Here is an 18,052-nt window from a genome sequence, read left to right as displayed (position 1 = left end):
ATCGTACTGCGAAATCCGAACGCATCCAAATCCATCACTCGCCGGCAGGCGAAATCTTGAAGCTGTACGCGTAGTCTCCTGGAGCCTGCCCCGGTACATCCAAATGCAGCCCATCGCTCTCCTGCGTAAAATGCACGGTCTCGCTCGATCCCAGGAGCGCCACCGACCCGACCTTCACCCCGCTGCCGCTGCCCAGCGACTGAATCACCAGCTTCCCATCCGAGGGCCAGCCCAGCGCAATCGCATACAGCGTCTTGCCCTTGGTCGTGAAGCGAATATCCTGCGCCGTATAAGGCTTCGTCTCCGAATCGTTAAATGATCCGGCCACCACCTTCGTTGGCCCCTCGCCATATGTGGTCCAAGGACGCGTTCCATAGATCGCCTCGCCATTCACCTTCAGCCACGCGCCCGTGTGTTTCAAAATCGACTGCGCCTCGTCCGGAATCGTTCCATCCGACTTCGGTCCGATGTTCAACAGCAGATTCCCGTTCTTGCTGACAATATCAATCAGCTGCCAGACAATGCTCTCCGGCGTTTTATAGGTATCGCCCTTGATATATCCCCACGACTGTTGACTTACAGACGTATCGGTCTGCCAGTGCTGCTCGCGAATCTTGTCCAACTGCCCGCGCTCAATGTCGAGCACCGTCGTCCCATCCGGAAACGCATTGTTCTTGCGGAAGAGCACCACCTGCTGCCCGGCCTTCGCCGCCTGGTTGTAGTAGAACGCGGCAAAACGCTGCAGATACGGTTGGAAGGTATCCTGCTCCACCCACCAGTCGAAATACATCAGCTCCGGATGGTATCGCTCCACAATCTCGCCGCTGCGCGCGAGCCAGTCATTCAGATACGCCGTATCAGGATGCCCCGTCTGATCCTTGTCCGGATCAGGCCCTACATGCGCCGGCCCGTACAACGATGCATACTTCGGGTCCTGAACATCGGAAGGAAACTGCCGCCCGCCATTCATAAACCAGTAGTGCTCCGCCCGGTGCGACGACGCACCGAAGTGAATTCCTTCCGCCAGAATTGCAGTCCGCAGCTCGCCGATTATGTCCCGCTTCGGCCCCATCTTTGCCGCGCACCAGTCGCTCAGGTCGGACGAGTACATCTGGAAGCCGTCATGGTGCTCCGCCACCGGAATCACGTACTTCGCGCCCGACTCCTTGAACAGCGCCGCCCACGCCTTCGCGTCAAAATCCTGCGCCTTGAATTCCGGAATAAAGTCCTTGTACCCAAACTTCGTCTGCGGCCCGTAGGTCTCTACCTGGTGCTTGAAGTCCGGCGTGCCCTGCCGATACGAGTTGCGCGGATACCACTCACTGCCAAACGCCGGTACCGAATAGACGCCCCAGTGAATAAAGATCCCGAACTTCGCATCCTGATACCAATCCGGAATCTTGTATTCCTTCAGCGAACCCCAGTTCGGCTGAAACGGCCCCTCATGCGCGTCCTTGTCTACAGTAGCCAGCACCGCCGCGCGCTGCTTGTCATACTTCGCTACCGATTTCTGCCAGACGATATCGTCCGCATTCGGCTGCTGCGCCACCGCCCCCAGACCGCAACTTGCTACGAGCCCCCAGACCACAACCCTCAATCCGCGCTTCGCTTTCAATTTCGCTCTCCTGCTCAGAACTGACTTTTAGACCATCCTTTTATACGCTAAAAAACGTTTTGACGGGCAATACTAAATGGTTCTACAGTCTTCCGTCATAAGCGGTTTACAATCACTGCAATCCCCGAGAAAAACAATACGCGGGCACACACTTTGAAGACAGCAAAAAGACGCTACCCAACTCCGGCCCTCGAAAAAGGCCTCGACATCCTTGAGCTTTTCGCGCACGAGCCCTCCGGCCTCACCAAAAGCGAAGTCGCCCGCCGCCTCAACCGCACTGTCTCTGAAATCTTCCGCATGCTCCTCTGCCTAGAAGAGCGCGGCTACATCACCCGCTCCGACGAAGATGACCACTTCCGCCTGAGCCTAAGAATCTTCCGCATGGCGCTCGAATACCCGCCGACCAAGCGCCTCGTCTCCGAAGCGCTGCCCGTCATGCAGGAACTGGTGCATCAGCTCAACCAGTCCGTCCATCTAGGGGTTCTTGAAGGGGGCCACGTCGTCATCATCGCGCAGGCCGACTCGCCCGTAAGCCCCGGCTTCTACGTCAAAGCCGGCTCCATCGTCGACCTCATGCACGCCGCCACCGGCCACGTCATCCTCGCGCACATCCCCGCCGAGCAGCGCAACCGCGCTGTCGAAATGTGGCAGCACCAGACCGGCAACCGCGTCCCCAAAGATTTAGAGGAGCATTTAGAGAAAATACGCGAGCAGGGATACGAGGAGCGCGACAGCTACCAGATGCGCGGCGTCATCAACATCACCTATCCGGTACTAGACGAGACTAGCACCGCCGTAGCCGCGCTGACCGTGCCATTCCTGGCCCGCCTCGAAGACCCGACTACGCCCAAGACCGTCCGCACCGCCCTGCGCGACGCCAGCCTCAAGCTAACCGAAGCCGTCGGCGGCCTCCACCACCCCACGCACCAAGCGGAAAAGAAACCAGCCAAGAGGCCGCGCATCCCTCAACCCGAAGCCTGAGTTTCAACTGTCCGATTAGCTGTCATCCTGACCTGAGGGACGAAGGGGAAGGACCTTCTTTTACTGAGCAGGGGCACGAAAAGGGGTGCCCCATCCTATCGCGCATTTTTGCGATAGGGTGGGGGAGATCACAACCCTAGCCAAGCGTCATTCTGAACGCGCCATCCACGCGAAGAATCTATGCGATGCTAGACGTTGACTGCACTGCGAACCATTCGGTACGGTCGTTACTCATCCCGCAACGCAACCACCGGCTCCACAGAAGAAGCGCGCCTCGCCGGAAAGAAAGCCGCGACCAATCCAGCCCCAATCAGCGCCAGAGTCAGGCCGAGAATCCGTCCCGCATCCTTGTCCACGTGCATCTCCACCACCGAGCTGATGTACTTCCGTGCAAAAGCCGTCAAAATCAGCCCGATCACCACACCGCCACCGAGCATCCATCCCACGCGCCGATAGATCCCGGAAAGAATCCGCCCGCGCGAAGCCCCCAACGCCATCCTCACGCCGATATCCCGCGTAGAAAGCTCCACTTCGTGGCTGATCAATCCATACAGTCCGACAATGGCAAGCAGAACCGCCAGCGCGGCAAACGTGCCGAAGAGCCAGTTCTCCAGCCGCTCAAAAATCAGCGTGTCGGCAATCACGCTTTGCATCGTCTCCGGAGTGCGGAAGGGCAGTGTGGGATCGACATCGTGAAAAACCTTTCGCAGGCTCGGCCCAATGCTCTCCGGCGCAACCGAGGTCCGCACCACCAGCGTAACGTTGTTCAAGACGGCCTGCTCCCATCCCGGAGGAACCTGCGACGCCATGTAGTCCATCTCCGCCAGTGGAGGCTCATAAATGTTCTGCCGGATGTCTTTCACTACCCCCACAATTGTGTTGTGATCATCCTGATCGATCTGCATCCCGATCGGGTCGCGCCCCACCGGAATGAACTTCTTCACAAACGCCTCATTGACGACAATGATCGGCTTCGAGCCTCGCGTATCGATCGTCGGATCGAGGAGCCGGCCGCGCACCAGCCTGTCTTTGAAGACGTCGTAATAACCCGGCGTCATGATGCGGTCCTCGGCCAGCGTCACCGCGTTCGCCGGAGCCGGCGGCGTACCGATCACATGAATCTCCGAGTTCCACCCCCAATTCTGAATCGGCAGTACCTGAATGATTCCCGCCGCTTCAACGCCGGGAATCGCCCGCACCTTTTCCAGCATCGGCGTATAGAAGTCCGCCATCATATCGCGCCCGTCATAGCGTCCCGGCGACAGATCGACCTCCGCCGTCAGGATATGGTCCGGCGAAAATCCGAGATCGGTGTTCCGCAGGCTGCCCAGCAGATGCGTCAGTAGCCCGGAAACCACCAGCAGCGCCAGCGCCAGCGCCACCTGCGTCACTACAAACGCTGCCCGCAGACGGTGCTGTCCGCGCGAAGTCCCTACGCTCCCGCCTGCCCGGAGCGCCATGCTCGGAGCTGTCCCCGAAAGCCGCAGTGCCGGAATCAGCGCCGCCAGAATCGTGACCAGGACAGCTACAAATAGCGCCGCCAGCAGAACCGGAACATTCAGTGTCACCTCGGCCCCGCGCGAGAGCGCAGAAATCAGCAGCATGCGAATCACCCGAAGCAGTCCGGCCGCCAGCACCACGCCGCCCAGCGCCCCGCAAACCGCAAATACCAGCGCCTCGGTCAGAATCTGCCGCACAATCCTCGCCCGGGCCGCGCCCACGGCCGAACGCAGGGCCATCTCGCGCTCGCGCTTCACGCCGCGAGCCAGCATCAGCCCCGCCACATTCACGCAGCCAATCAGCAGCAGCGCCATCACCGCATACAGCAGCAGCTTCAGTGAACTGTCGGACTTGCCTAGAACAAACGTCTCCAGGTCAGTCAGCTTTACCTTTCTGCCCTTCGTGTCTGGATACTGCCGTCCAAGATCGTCAAAGACTTGCGACAAGTCCGCTTGCGCCTGGCTTAGCGAAACGCCCGCTCTCAGGCGTCCCACCGTTGGCATCCAGTGGCTCCCGCGGCCCTCTCTTTGTTGCTTCACCATGTGCAGCGGCGTGTAAATCGCGTTCACCTTACCGATCGGGAACCGGAACCCCGCGGGCATCACGCCGATTACCGTGTATGCATTCCCATCCAGCTTCACCTTCTCGCCAATGACGTCGTTCCGTCCGCCAAAAAGCTGCTGCCAGGTCTCGTAGCTCAGCACCACGACGTCGTTCTTCCCGTCTTCATCTTCGCCCGGCGCAAACGTGCGTCCGAGGATGGGGTTGACCCCAAACACATCGAAGAAATTGTCCGTTCCCTTAACGACGTGCAGCGCGATCGGTCCGGTCGGCCCCTCAAAATTCACCGATCCATAGCCGGAGTAACCCGCCAAAGCTGAAAATCCATGGCTCATCCGCCGCCAATCCTGATACTCCGGATACGCCGCCGGCTGCGTATAACCCTCCGGCGAGCGCGTCTCCAGCGCCACAATTCGATCCGTATCCTGATACGGCAAAGGGCGGATAAGCATCGCATACAGCACGCTGAAGACCGCAGCCGTAATCCCGATACTCAGCGCCAGGGTAGCGATCACTGTCGCTCCAAACCCCGGCGTCTTCCTCAACTGCCGCAGCGCATAGCGAAGGTCCTGCAGGAAAGATTGCATGGAAAGCCCCTTGTCCGAAAACGGGCAAATTATATGCCAATCATCACGAAAATGATCGGTCGCAGAATGAATAAGATGTCGGCTAGGGAAATAGGAATTCCCTAGCGGCATGCCCGTTTTTGCAACAGCCGCGTTCACAATTGGACACGAAAGGGCCAGCGCTAGACAGTCTAGGTAATCACCGCAACCGATTACGAAATAGCACTGCGCCAAAACCAATTTGGGATATCCGATTCGCCCAACCGGCGATAGAGTTCAATCATTGAGTAGCACTTGGGGGAGGGCTACTGAATTGTGGCGCCAGTGAACAAACTGTTCACTGGCGTTTCGCATTTTGGGGGAGAGGGGGAGCCTTCTCAAACTACGGACGGATTCCGTTGTTCTCCAGCACACAAGGCGGATCATCCTCGGCTTGTACGGCTGAAGCATTCGCAACGATTTTGAACGGGAATCCCCCGTCCGCTTTCACGCTGGCCTGATCGATTTCATGCTTCGCAGCAAACACCGGAACCGATTCCACCAGCACAACCAACATACATATCGCTGTTGCAATCTTTAACAAGCGTCCGTCTCCTTTTCCTTACTTGGAGAAATCGGAAGCCGCCAACGAAAGGCGACAAGAGTTCTAAGAAAGTTTTTGTGGACAAATGGAAGCGCTTTTAGCGCCGCTGAAATTGGCATCTGTATTTCAGGCCGGTTCGTCACGCTGAGCGCGCAACTCATCCCAAACCAAGTTGCACATAGCTGCGACAGCACTACACTCAGCTTCACCTCATGGAACTCGCCTGCCAACGATGAAAGCAGCACGACCGCAAGCCCGTATGCTCCTGCCCATCCTGCTCATCTGCACATTTGCTCTTGCGCAAGATACGTCGCCGAACTCCTCACTGTTCCGCAACGACCTCGCGCACTCCGGCATCTACGCCTCCTCTGGCGCGCCAAAGCTCAACAACATCAAGTGGACATTCCATACGCACGACGAAGTCATCTCATCGCCCGCCATCGTCAACGGCGTCGTCTACATCGGCAGCAACGACGGCAACCTATACGCCATCGATCAACAGACAGGATCGCAAAAGTGGAAGTTCCAGACCGGAGCCCGCGTTCCATCATCACCCGCCGTCGCCAACGGCCTCGTCTACTTCGGCAGTTATGACGGCAACTTCTACGCTATCGACACCACCACCGGCAAGCCGCAATGGAAATTTCGCAACGCAGGCGAGCGCCGCTATGCCGCGACTCACCTGCACGGCTCCGTCCCCGAAGGGGAAACCATGCCCGATCCCTTCGACGTATACCTCTCCTCGCCATCGATCTGGAACAACACTGTTTACTTCGGCAGCGGCGACGGCAACATCTACGCGCTCGACGCCGCAACTGGCGTACTCAAATGGAAATTCAAAACCGGAGACGTAGTGCACGCCTCGCCCGCTATCTCCGATGGCAAACTCTACATCGGCAGTTGGGACAGTTACTTCTACGCCCTCGATGCAGCTACGGGGAAAGAACTCTGGCGCTTCAAAACCGGCGAAGACCCCGACATCCACAACCAGGTCGGTATCCAGTCCTCAGCCACAGTAGACAACGGCGTCGTCTACTTCGGCTGCCGCGATTCAAAGTTCTACGCGCTCGACGCCGCCACCGGCCAGAAGCGCTGGAGCTTCGATAACAAAGGCTCGTGGGTCATCTCTTCGCCCGTCGTGAAGGACGGCAAAGTCTACTTCGCCACATCCGATACGGCACTCCTCGAAATCCTCGACGCGCAAACCGGAGCACCCGTCGAAACTCTGAAGTTTCACTGGCCCATCTTCGCGTCGCCATCGATCGCAGGCAACACGCTCTATCTAGCCGGACAAGATGGCAAACTCATCGCCATCGACCTCACCAGCAGAAAGCCCATCTCCACCTTCCAGTCAGAAGCCTCGCGCCAGAACCTCCCAAACTACTCCAAGCCCGATGGCAATCCCAACTACGAAGCCGCCTTCACATCGAACTTCTACGACGACATGCTCGCAGGCATCAGCAAACTCCACAGCGTAGGGACGATTCTTTCCTCGCCTGTCATCTCCGGAAATGTCGTCTACATCGGAACAGCCGACGGCAACCTCTACGCCATCGACTAAGCAAGCGCTCCGCCGTAAAACGACGACTTCTCCGTGAGTCGCGCAGTCTCTGTTTGCAATCTGCCGCCTTTCTGTCCCGCCCGTTGTATGATTCTCGCGTTCCCTCAGCCTTTGCAAGCAGTGCGCAGGAGAACCATGCGATCTCTATTGCTCAAACCCCGGCTTGTCTGCCTCATCTTCCTGATGTTTGTCCCATCCTCCATCGCAGAAGACCGCTCCTACGGCCGCTCCATGGTCGTTACGCCCTACGGAATGGTAGCCACGAGCTACGTTCAAGCCTCGCAGGCCGGTGCCCGCATCCTCGAACAGGGCGGCTCGGCCATTGACGCCGGAATCGCCGCTAATGCCGTCCTCGGCGTAGCTGAGCCTATGATGAACGGCATCGGCGGCGACCTCTTCGCCATCTACTGGGAAGCCAAAACCGGCAAGCTCTACGGACTCAACGCCAGCGGCTGGGCGCCCAAAGCCCTCACCATCGACCATCTCCGCGCCAAAGGAATCACCGAAATGCCGCAGGCGGGAATTGACTCCGTCACGATACCCGGCGTCGTCGACGGATGGACCAAGCTTCACGACCGCTTCGGCAAGCTCCCCTGGGCCACGCTCTTCCAGCCTGCCATCGCTTATGCAAAGCAGGGTTACCCCTTGCCTGAGGCTCTGCAGTCCTACTGGGAAGAAGCCACGCCGCGCCTGGCAGGCGATGCTGAGAGCCGCCGGGTCTTCTTGCCGAATGGCAAGTCCCCTGAACTAGGTCAGATCTTCAGCAATCCCGACCTTGCTCAAGCCCTCACCCTCATCGCCGACAAAGGCGAATCCGCCTTCTACAAAGGAGGCATCGCGCAAGCGATCCTCAAAACCTCAGCCAGTCACGGCGGCGCCATGACCGCCGATGATCTCAGCGAATTCTCCGCCCAGTGGGTCGATCCCGTTTCCACCACCTATCGCGACTGGAAGGTCTACGAGCTCCCACCGAACGGCGACGGTATCGCCGCGCTCGAAATGCTCAACATCATGGAGCAGTCGCAGCCGGCCCCCGACGGCCCGCTCAGCACCGCCGAACTGCACACCCGCATCGAGGCCATGAAGCTCGCCTACGCCGACGTCAAAGCGTATGACGGCGACCCCAGATTCAGCACCATCCCCGTATCTGAGCTGCTCTCGAAAGCCTTCGCCGCGAAACGCGCCCCCCTCATCGATCCCGGTAAAGCCAACTGCACCGTCGCCCCCGGTGCGCTCTCTGCTAGCGACACTACCTACCTCACCATCGTCGATCGCGAGGGCAACATCCTCTCGCTCATCCAAAGCAACTACTCAGCTTTCGGCTCCGGAGTCACGGTCGAGGACATGGGCTTCGTCCTGCAGAATCGCGGCGGTCTCTTCTCGTTCGACACCAAATCCCCGAACGCTCTCGCCGGTCACAAGCGCCCCTTTCACACCATCATCCCCGGCTTCATGGAGCGCGGAAGAGAGCATATCGGCTTCGGAATCATGGGCGGCATGAATCAGCCTTTGGCTCACGCCCAGTTCGTCTCCAATGTCGTCGATTACCACATGAACGTTCAGGCGGCGATGGAAGAAGCCCGCTTCACCGTCAGCGGCAAACTCGGCTGCAGCATCCTCATCGAATCCCGCGTCCCGCCCGAGACCCTTCAGCAACTCACAGCCATGGGCCATGTCCTCAATGTGCGCAAGCAGTATTCAACAACCATGGGACGCGGTCAGGCCATCCTCTACGACAGCGCCAGCGGCATCAAGTACGGCGCCTCCGATCCGCGAGCCGACGGCGCCGCCATCCCCGAGGCTCCGCCCAGGCCCTGATCGCAGCCGGGAGGCAATTCATCTGGTTACAACTCGATGGCGGTTGGGGTTGCGTCCGACGAGTCGTCCGAGAAACCGGGCTTCATAAACCAGATGGCCATCTTTTCCACAGCCGAACTTGTCAAGTCTCTGAACACATGCAACCTCAGTTAAATGAATGAAACCGAACGACTTCTACGACGAACCCAGCTGGCGTACTATTTCGCGAAAATTGCTATCATAGAAATAGAAGAACTTTTCACGATCAACGCCCGCTCCTGAAGCGGGCGTTTCACTTTTCAGGTAAGGGATCCCTCGCTAAGTGATTGAAAACACTAGAATCGACCTAAGCCGAATGAAATCAGCGGGTTAGCGAGGGATGATCCCCGCGCAAGTCATTGAAAATAAAGGAGGGTACCAGTAACAAAGGGGGAGGGGTAGCTACCGCGGAGGCAGGTACTTCCAAAGCTCGCCCGGTTCAGGACGAACCCGGAAATCGGCATGCGCCTCGGCAAAGAGGATCGTACCGTCCTGCGCAAGCACATAGGTAGCAGGCAGAGGCAGCATCCAGCTCTCATCCCCGTTCATGAATGGAATATTCACCAGAATGCTGCGGAAGTATTTCTGGTGGAACGGAGGAACCTTGTACGCAATCCCGAAATGCTGCGCCACGTCGCAATGCGAGTCATGCAGCAACGGGAAGGGAATCCCGTGCTGTCCAGCGGTAAAGTCGCTCTGTCGTGCCATCTGCGGAGAAATCCCAACCAGCAACGCACCGTGTTCCCGGACCACGGGATAAAGATCGCGCCAGGCTTCCAACTCCGTCATGCAGTAAGGACACCAGCGCCCGCGGAAGAAGTTGATTACCAGCGGCCCAAGCGCCAGCAGATCAGACGAGCGCACCAGCCGCCCCGAAGCATCCGGCAGGGCAAACTCCGGAGCCTTCGCTCCAACCGGAAGAATCCGCTCCTCGATCCCACTCGCAAAAAGATCTTCTACAGCATGCTCGCTGATGGCCAGCCGCTCCGGCTGAACAAGGTTGCGCGTGTTGGTGGTAATCTCGTCGAGCTGATCCTGTAAACGGTGATCGAGGTCAATCATAAGTGCCAAAAAAATCGAACTTAAACCCGCGAAAATGGCCATATTTTGCCGCTAATCTTGGCCAAGGCTGGGTAGAAGCACCGGCCTTCAGGCCGGTGAATTAGGGAACGTTAAGAAAGGGCTTTAGCCCCGGTTTCAACTACCGTCCGCGCATTCCGCCCAACATCCCCATCGCGCGGCGCTGCAACATTCCACCTTTACCGACGTTCTTGAACATCTTTCGCATCTGCGCGTATTGCCGCAGAAGCTGATTCACTTCCTGCACAGTTGTTCCAGAACCATTCGCAATCCGCTTCCGCCGACTGCCCGAGATGATCTCGTGATTGTTCCGTTCCTTCTGCGTCATCGAGTTGATGATCGCTTCGACGCGAACAAACTGCTTCTCATCCACCTGATCGGCCATCTGCTGCATGCCAGCCAAAGGTCCGACCGAAGGAAGCATCTTCATAATGCTCTGCAGCGACCCGAGCTTGCGGATCTGCCGCAGTTGGTCGCGAAAGTCTTCCAGCGAGAATCCATCGCCTGAGAGTGCCTTGCGCGCAAACTCCTCAGACTTCTTGCGATCCAGCTTCTCTTCTGCCTTCTCGATGAGCGTCATGATGTCGCCCATGCCGAGAATGCGGCTCACAATGCGGTCCGGATGGAACGGCTCAAACGCATCCGGCTTCTCGCCCATGCCGATGAACTTCACCGGCTGTCCGGTCACATGCCGAATCGACAGCGCCGCGCCGCCGCGAGCATCGCCATCCATCTTGGTCAGAATGATACCCGTCAAAGCCAGCCGCTTATGGAACTCGTCTGCGGATTTAACGGCGTCCTGCCCCGTCATCGAGTCGGCGATGAACAGAATCTCCTGTGGCGAGAGCAGCTTCTTGAGCGACTCCATCTCGCCCATCAGATCCTCATCGATATGCAGACGACCTGCGGTGTCGACAATCAGCGTGTCGCAACCCGAAATAACTGCCTCACGCCGCGCCTCTTTCGCCAACCGCTCCACCAGCGGAGTTCCGGCAACCTCGCCCTTTGTATCGCCTTCATAGAGATTGGCCTTGATCGACTTGGCCACAACCTTCAGCTGCTCACGCGCCGCAGGGCGATACACGTCAACGGAAACAAGCATCGGCCGATGTCCGCCCTTTTGCAGCCACGCCGCCAGCTTGCCAGAAGTCGTTGTTTTACCGGAACCCTGCAAGCCAGCCATAAGAATGACCGTCGGTGGCTTCGAGGCAAACTGAAACCGCGCCGTATCCTTGCCCAGCAGAGCGATCAGCTCATCGCGCACGATCTTGATGACCTGCTCGGTCGGAGACAGCGCTGTCATCACTTCCTGCCCGACAGCTTTGGCCCGGATGTGCTCGATCAGGTCCTTGACGACGTTGAGGTTGACGTCGGCCTCGAGCAGCCCAACGCGGATCTCGCGCAGGGCCTCGCCGATATTCTCCTCGGAGATGGTGCCCTGCCCGCGAAGGTTCTTAAACGCGCGCTGCAGTTTTTCTGAAAGATTTTCAAACATAGCTTCTCGTCTAGTTTACCAGCGGCTCTGCCCTGCATCTCCCCGCTTGTCTGCTGAATCTACTGCTACGAGAATCAACAGGAGCGAGCTATGGATTTGGGCTTAAAGCACAAGAGAGCGTTAGTTACGGGTTCCACCGCGGGAATCGGCTTCGCCATCGCGAAGCAGCTGGCGCGGGAGGGAGCGTTCGTCTACGTCAATGGCCGCACCGAAGAGCGCGTGAACCGAGCCGTAAGCGAGATTGAGGGCAAAGTCGACGGAATCGCCGCCGATCTCACCACCAAGGAAGGCTCAGAGAGGCTCTTCGCCAGGGTCAAAGACCTCGACATCGTGGTAAATAATCTCGGAATCTTTGAGGCAAAGCCTTTCCTCGACATCGAGGATGCGGAATGGACGCGTTTCTTCGAGGCCAATGTGCTCTCCGGAGTCCGCATTACGCGCCATTACCTGCCCGGAATGCTCCAGAAGAAGTGGGGACGGATCATCTTCATCTCCAGCGAATCTGCACTGCAGATTCCCGCTGAAATGGTGCACTATGGGATGACAAAGACCGCCCAACTCGCGGTCGCTCGCGGCATCGCCGAGTCTTTCCCCGCCAGCGGCGTTACCGTCAACTCAGTTCTCGCAGGGCCAACGGAAAGCGAGGGAGTCTCAACCTTCGTGGAAGGTCTGGCGAGCCAGCAGGGCAAGACCAAAGAAGACGTAGCCCGCGACTTTTTTGAGCACGTGCGCCCAACCAGCCTGCTGAAGCGCTTTGAAACAATCGATGAGATTGCCGCGATGGTCGTGTTTCTCTGCAGTGAAGCGGCGTCCGGAACGACAGGGTCTGCCATTCGCGTCGATGGCGGCGTTGTCAAGTCAATCGTCTAAGGCAATTTCGCTTGAAGTAGCACGAATCGTAACAGCAAGTGCCGCTATGTGACCTGAACGGTCTCGAAACCTAAACCGAGCAGCAAGGTCGTGACAGTCGCAGCGGCGTTCTTGCGGGCAGTATTCAGTATTCCGTCATCGACTGCCGCCTGCTGCAGGTCCTGCTGAGCACGGGCACGCACTTCACTTTCAAGATTCGGATCAGCCCCGACAAGCAGGCCTGTCTCGCGTGAGTAGACCCGGGTTTTCGAGTTGTCGATTGTGGTGGTGAAGACCTCGGGCTCCGGTAGATGCACGCGCACGGCTCGGCCATCGATTTGAATATCGCTGGGTTTGAACTTGCTGAGATCAATTCCGGCAATCGTCTGGCCATGCACTACGAGCAAAAGCTTGTCGCCAGCCAGAAAACTCGGCAGGTACGCATTTTCGCGCGAGCCTTCGACGACCTTGTCCATCGTGTAAACGACCGCCTCCAGCCGTTGCAGCTGCTGGATTTTCTCGATGACAGTAGGAAGGGAGGAGTCAAGCGATAGACTGCGTCCCGTGACCTTGGCCGCAATCTCGTTCCATAAGCCATTCGTTGCATGCCGCACAAACCACACGAGGGCAGCCGCGCCAAGAATCAGTCCGAGGAAGAGAGCAAGCAGAACCTTACCTGCGCTCGATTTTCTCGGTGTTTCCACAGGATCCAGAATGGGTACGATGCTCATGGGAGCTTTAGATGGCGCTGTTCCAGAATGTGGGCTTCAAATCAGCAAATAATTTCTGATCTGCTTAACCGCGCAAAACTCGTTCCCCAGCCAATTGAACCTCGTCCTCGCCAACCCTGTTCGCATAGCTGGCCTTGATGAACGCGCTGAAGAGCGGATGTGGCTCAAGCGGCTTCGACTTGAATTCTGGATGGAACTGGCAGCCAAGAAAGTAGGGATGGTCCGGAATCTCGACAATCTCTACATAGGTTGCATCCGGAGTCGTTCCCGTAATCCGCAGCCCGCCGCCTGTCAGCAGAGCCTCATACTCGCGGTTGAACTCATAGCGGTGGCGATGGCGCTCACTGATCTCCGTCGCCCCGTACGCTCTTGAAGCCAGAGAATCTGGCTGCAGGACGCAGGTCCAGGCGCCGAGACGCATCGTGCCGCCCATTTCTTCCACGCCAGTCAACTCGCGTAATTTATAGATCACGCGATGCGGCGTTGCCGGGTCAAACTCGCTGGAATTCGCCCCGTGCAAGCCGCAGACATTCCGGGCGAATTCAATGCAGGCCGTCTGCATGCCAAGACAAATGCCAAAGTACGGTACTTTGTTCTCGCGTGCGTAGCGGATTGCATTGAGCATGCCCTCAATGCCGCGCTTGCCAAAGCCACCGGGTACGAGAATCCCATCAAAGTCCTTCAGTTGTTCTTCGTAGTTGGGGACCTCAAGCCCTTCAGCCTCAATCCAAGTCACGCGCAGCTTCAGGTTGTGCGCCAGCGACCCGTGCACAAGCGCTTCCTTCAGCGACTTATAGCTGTCCTCGTACTCGACATACTTGCCGACAATTGCAATCGAGACCTCATCCCGCGGGTTGTAGCAGCGATTTACTAAGTTCATCCAACGGCTCAGATCCGGCTCGCGTGTTTCGAGATGCAGATACTTGAGCGCCAAAGCATCTACGCCTTCCTGCGCAAAGCACAATGGCACCTCATAAATCGATTCCACATCCTTGGCCGTAATCACAGCCTTCTCTTCCAGATTGCAGAAGAGAGCAATCTTGCTCTTAATCTCGCGGTTTAGCGAGCGGTCGCTGCGACAAAGCAGAATATCCGGCTGGATTCCAATCGAGAGCATTTCCTTGACCGAATGCTGCGTTGGCTTGGTCTTCAGTTCCTGCGCCGCGCTGATCCAGGGGACAAGCGTCACATGCACAAACACCGTGTTCTCACGGCCCAACTCCTGTCGCATCTGGCGGATGGCCTCAAGGAATGGCAGCGATTCGATGTCACCTACGGTCCCGCCAATTTCTACGAGGGCCACATCGCAGTCTGCCGCGACCTTGCGCATCGCGTTCTTGATTTCGTTGGTGACGTGGGGGATAACCTGAACGGTCTTGCCAAGATAGTCGCCGCGGCGTTCCTTGGTGATGATTTGTTCGTAGATGCGGCCAGTGGTGAGGTTGTTATCGCGGGTGAGTTTGGCGTGGGTGAAGCGTTCGTAGTGGCCAAGGTCGAGATCGGTTTCCGCGCCGTCATCGGTGACGAAGACCTCGCCGTGCTGAAAGGGCGACATCGTCCCCGGATCGACATTGAGGTAAGGGTCAAACTTCATCAGGTTGACCTTCAATCCTCGCGCTTCCAGCAGGCAGCCGATCGATGCAGCGGCTAAACCCTTTCCTAAGCTGGACACAACTCCGCCGGTCACAAAGATGTACTTTGCGGACATCGCTGCTTCACCTTTTTCCTGTGGTTTTGATTGGCGTACCAGGTAGGCACAATTGATTTTACCCGGACTTTAATAAGAAAGATAGAGGCCGAAGGAATCGCCACGAACCAAAGCTTTAAATACTTGGACTTGCATCCTACCCGGTCTAAAGATCGATAAAACCCTAAGTCATTTTGTGAGATATAACAGGGACACAAGTGACGCCGCTCACCGCAATTTCGTCTAAAAGACGCACTATGAAAGGTCTGGCTTCCATCCTGCTCGCATTTCTGGTGCTTTGCGCACTGCCTGCTCTCTCCCAGAATGCGAACAAGCGGCTCATCCTGAAGGATGGTTCTTACCAGGTCGTGTCGCAATATCAGATTGTAGGCGACCGCGTCCGTTACAAAAGTGCCGAACGTGGCGGCGAATGGGAAGAGATTCCCAAAGATCTGATCGATTGGCCGGCGACTGACAAGTGGAACAAAGAGCACGAGCCAGGCGCGCTGGCGGCTGCCGAAGCGGCCCGCGAGAAAGCCGAACAGGGCGACGCAGCCGAAATTGACAAGGAAGAACGTGCGGAGCGCGCCGCAGAATTGGCGCGAATGCCATTTGTCTCCAAGGGGTTGCGGCTGCCGGACGAGAGTGGTGTCTGGGTTCTGGATACCTTCCAGGGCACGCCTGAATTGGTCAAACTGCAACAAAGCAATGGTGACCTCAACAAGGCGCTCGGTCACAACGTCTTGAAGGCCGCCGTCAATCCCATGGGCGGTTCAAAGCAGCTCATCCAGATCGACGGAGCCCGCTCGAAATTTCAGCTGCATGTGAACCAGCCTGAGATCTACGTCAGTCTCGATGTCAACGACGGAAACGAGGCTCCAGAAGAAGCCCTGAAAGTCGACACGCACGGTGCAAGTTCAAAAGAAAAGGACAAGAACAACTACAGTTCCCCGACCAGTCACTATGTGATCGTGCGCGTGCAGGGACGGCGCAATCTGCGCGTCGTCGCGGCGATGAACATCAGCATGCTGGGCAAGATCTCCCATTCAGAAAACATCGTCGAAACCACGACACAGATTCTGCCCGGTAGTCGCTGGATGAAGGTCGTGCCCAAGGAACCACTAAGTTTCGGAGAATATGCGCTTATGGAAGTGCTTTCGCAACAGGAAGTGAACCTGGATGTGTGGGATTTTGGCGTCGACCCCACCTCACCGGAGAACAAAAATAGCCTCACTCCAATCCAGCCAGCGCGATAGCCTGTATCTAGCCTCAAACTCGTGCATCGAATAGACTAGGAAACAGCAAGAATGGTCGTGTCCCTGCCCACTTTCGACCTTAATCAGACCCAGGCGAATGACGATTCGCGACTTACAGACAAGCACGGTCGCGCCATTACTGATCTGCGCGTATCCGTGACAGATCGCTGCAACTACAAGTGTGTTTATTGCCGGACAGGCAACGACGGTGCCCAATATGCTGAGCTTCCCATCGCCGACTACCTGCGCATCGTGCGCATCTTTGTAGATCTTGGAATCGAAAAAGTGAGGCTTACCGGCGGTGAGCCGCTGCTGCGCAAGGGCTTGCCGGACCTCATCCGCGAACTTGCCAAATTAAAGACAGTTGATGGCGAGTCCCTCGATCTGGCTCTGACGACGAACGGGCATTTGCTGGCTGATATGGCGCAGACGCTCAAGGATGCCGGCCTCACACGTGTCACCGTCAGCATGGACGCGGTTGATCCAGACATCTTTGCACGCATCACGCGCGTGCCTGGCAGCTTTGACAGAGTACGCGCCGGGATCCGCGCGGCACAGCGTGTTGGCCTTGGCCCGGTGAAAGTAAACTGCGTTCTCCTGCGCGGCTTCAACGAGGACCAGATCGCCCCCTTCGCAAGATTCGCACGCGATGAAGATGTGATCGTCCGCTTTATTGAATTCATGCCGCTTGAAGAGGATCGCCTCTGGACACCAGAATCTGTTATCCCAGTGCGGGAATTGTTGAATCGTCTCAGCACGTTCCGCCCCGTTGTTCCTTTGCGAGCAAATACACTCAGTGAAACAGCGCAGCGCTATACCTTCGATGATGGCATCGGCGAGATCGGCATCATCGCCCCTGTCTCTCAGGCATTCTGTGGCCACTGCAGCCGAATCCGCCTCACCTCAGACGGCAAAATCCGTACCTGCCTGTTCTCACAGTTTGATCACGACCTCTACGGGCGCATGCTCCGCGGTGCAACGGACGACGAGGTTGCCACTTTTATCCGCTCCACAGTAGAGCGGAAAGAGGCGCGCCACCATATCGGCGAGCCGGATTTCCTCAAGCCATCGCGCAGCATGGTGCACATCGGCGGCTGATCACTTTCTTTGCCCGATCAGTGCATCGGTTATGTAATTCGCTTTGCCATCCGCCGCACCTGGATGGATTGACCGCCTGGTAGAGGAACGTCGAAGGTCTCAAGCGCCTCGTATCCATGCGCAACATACAAGGGAACTCCAGGCAACGTGGAAGCCATCTCCATACTATGGAATCCAGCTTTGCGTGCCTCTTCCTCGCAGCGTTCAAGAAGGGCACGCCCAACCCCTTTACGGGCATACTTCGGGTGGGTAAAAAAGGCACGGATACGTGCCGGCTCGCGTGCAGGATCAAGCATTACATCGTTTCGCGAATGATCGTAGTGGCTGGCTCCATAGAGCGTGCCGCGCTTGCTCCAACCTCCGCATCCAGCCACCTGTCCGCCGATCTCAGCGACGTAATACGTGCCGTCATCGATAAGCTGCTGATCCACTCCAAAGACGGAGTGCACGGCAGCTTCAATCTGCTCCGGCGTATACCAGCCCGCCTGCAACTCGCGCACGGAATGCTCGATCAGTTCGCGGAGCGCCGGAACATCATCAGGAGTTGCGATGCGAAGAAAGATGGAGCTCATGATTCTCTGCTCGTTACGCAATCTGCAAAGTCTTGGCCAGGTCGAAGAATGAGTAGAAGTTGGGAAACCATCCCGAATCCG

General features: G+C 57.4%; 14 protein-coding genes. 6 read left to right on the top strand and 8 right to left on the bottom strand.

What is annotated here, in order from left to right; translation table 11 throughout:
• Window positions 1-34: 34 nt before the first annotated feature.
• The gene (locus H7849_RS17005; RefSeq protein ID WP_251106327.1) at window positions 35-1,615 is read right to left on the bottom strand and encodes an alpha-L-fucosidase; all 1,581 of its coding nucleotides are present in this window, start codon (window positions 1,613-1,615) and stop codon (window positions 35-37) included.
• Window positions 1,616-1,768: 153 nt separating this feature from the next.
• Here H7849_RS17005 and H7849_RS17000 point away from each other — a divergent pair, with 153 nt between their 5' ends.
• Window positions 1,769-2,596: an IclR family transcriptional regulator gene (locus tag H7849_RS17000; protein ID WP_186740931.1), complete on the top strand. Its 828-nt coding sequence runs from the start codon at window positions 1,769-1,771 to the stop codon at window positions 2,594-2,596.
• A gap of 227 nt (window positions 2,597-2,823) precedes the next feature.
• On the opposite strand, the gene H7849_RS16995 is transcribed toward H7849_RS17000, so the two are convergent.
• Complete coding sequence (locus H7849_RS16995; RefSeq protein ID WP_186740930.1) at window positions 2,824-5,244, bottom strand: ABC transporter permease; 2,421 nt, start codon at window positions 5,242-5,244, stop codon at window positions 2,824-2,826.
• A gap of 361 nt (window positions 5,245-5,605) precedes the next feature.
• Complete coding sequence (locus H7849_RS16990) at window positions 5,606-5,806, bottom strand: hypothetical protein (protein WP_186740928.1); 201 nt, start codon at window positions 5,804-5,806, stop codon at window positions 5,606-5,608.
• Window positions 5,807-6,038: 232 nt separating this feature from the next.
• Here H7849_RS16990 and H7849_RS16985 point away from each other — a divergent pair, with 232 nt between their 5' ends.
• The gene (locus tag H7849_RS16985) at window positions 6,039-7,367 is read left to right on the top strand and encodes an outer membrane protein assembly factor BamB family protein (RefSeq protein ID WP_186740926.1); all 1,329 of its coding nucleotides are present in this window, start codon (window positions 6,039-6,041) and stop codon (window positions 7,365-7,367) included.
• A gap of 135 nt (window positions 7,368-7,502) precedes the next feature.
• Window positions 7,503-9,185, top strand: coding sequence for a gamma-glutamyltransferase (gene ggt, locus H7849_RS16980; protein WP_186740925.1), 1,683 nt, complete (start codon window positions 7,503-7,505; stop codon window positions 9,183-9,185).
• Between the two features lie 420 nt (window positions 9,186-9,605).
• Here the strand turns inward: ggt and H7849_RS16975 are convergent, their stop codons facing one another.
• Window positions 9,606-10,265 carry a peroxiredoxin family protein gene (locus H7849_RS16975; RefSeq protein WP_186747619.1) on the bottom strand — a complete coding sequence of 220 codons (660 nt, stop codon included), beginning with the start codon at window positions 10,263-10,265 and terminating at the stop codon, window positions 9,606-9,608.
• A gap of 139 nt (window positions 10,266-10,404) precedes the next feature.
• Window positions 10,405-11,778 (bottom strand): signal recognition particle protein, encoded by a 1,374-nt coding sequence (gene ffh / locus H7849_RS16970; RefSeq protein WP_186740923.1) that lies wholly within the window; start codon window positions 11,776-11,778, stop codon window positions 10,405-10,407.
• Between the two features lie 90 nt (window positions 11,779-11,868).
• Here ffh and H7849_RS16965 point away from each other — a divergent pair, with 90 nt between their 5' ends.
• Entirely contained in the window at window positions 11,869-12,648 is a 780-nt protein-coding gene (locus tag H7849_RS16965) for an SDR family NAD(P)-dependent oxidoreductase (protein ID WP_186740921.1), read from the top strand.
• Window positions 12,649-12,692: 44 nt separating this feature from the next.
• Here H7849_RS16965 and H7849_RS16960 read toward each other — a convergent pair whose 3' ends face one another.
• Window positions 12,693-13,358 (bottom strand): DUF4230 domain-containing protein, encoded by a 666-nt coding sequence (locus tag H7849_RS16960; protein ID WP_186740918.1) that lies wholly within the window; start codon window positions 13,356-13,358, stop codon window positions 12,693-12,695.
• A 64-nt stretch (window positions 13,359-13,422) separates the two neighbouring features.
• The gene (gene pyrG / locus H7849_RS16955; protein WP_186740917.1) at window positions 13,423-15,066 is read right to left on the bottom strand and encodes a CTP synthase; all 1,644 of its coding nucleotides are present in this window, start codon (window positions 15,064-15,066) and stop codon (window positions 13,423-13,425) included.
• Between the two features lie 236 nt (window positions 15,067-15,302).
• Here pyrG and H7849_RS16950 point away from each other — a divergent pair, with 236 nt between their 5' ends.
• On the top strand, window positions 15,303-16,301 hold the full coding sequence (locus H7849_RS16950) for a hypothetical protein (RefSeq protein WP_186740915.1): 999 nt from the start codon (window positions 15,303-15,305) through the stop codon (window positions 16,299-16,301).
• A gap of 51 nt (window positions 16,302-16,352) precedes the next feature.
• Window positions 16,353-17,399 carry a GTP 3',8-cyclase MoaA gene (gene moaA / locus H7849_RS16945; RefSeq protein ID WP_186740913.1) on the top strand — a complete coding sequence of 349 codons (1,047 nt, stop codon included), beginning with the start codon at window positions 16,353-16,355 and terminating at the stop codon, window positions 17,397-17,399.
• 29 nt (window positions 17,400-17,428) lie between these two features.
• Here the strand turns inward: moaA and H7849_RS16940 are convergent, their stop codons facing one another.
• Entirely contained in the window at window positions 17,429-17,971 is a 543-nt protein-coding gene (locus tag H7849_RS16940) for a GNAT family N-acetyltransferase (protein ID WP_186740911.1), read from the bottom strand.
• Window positions 17,972-18,052 lie beyond the last annotated feature (81 nt).

Origin of the sequence: Alloacidobacterium dinghuense (assembly GCF_014274465.1) — a bacterium.
Lineage (GTDB): Bacteria > Acidobacteriota > Terriglobia > Terriglobales > Acidobacteriaceae > Alloacidobacterium > Alloacidobacterium dinghuense.
This window is presented reverse-complemented; position numbering and strand designations above follow the sequence as displayed.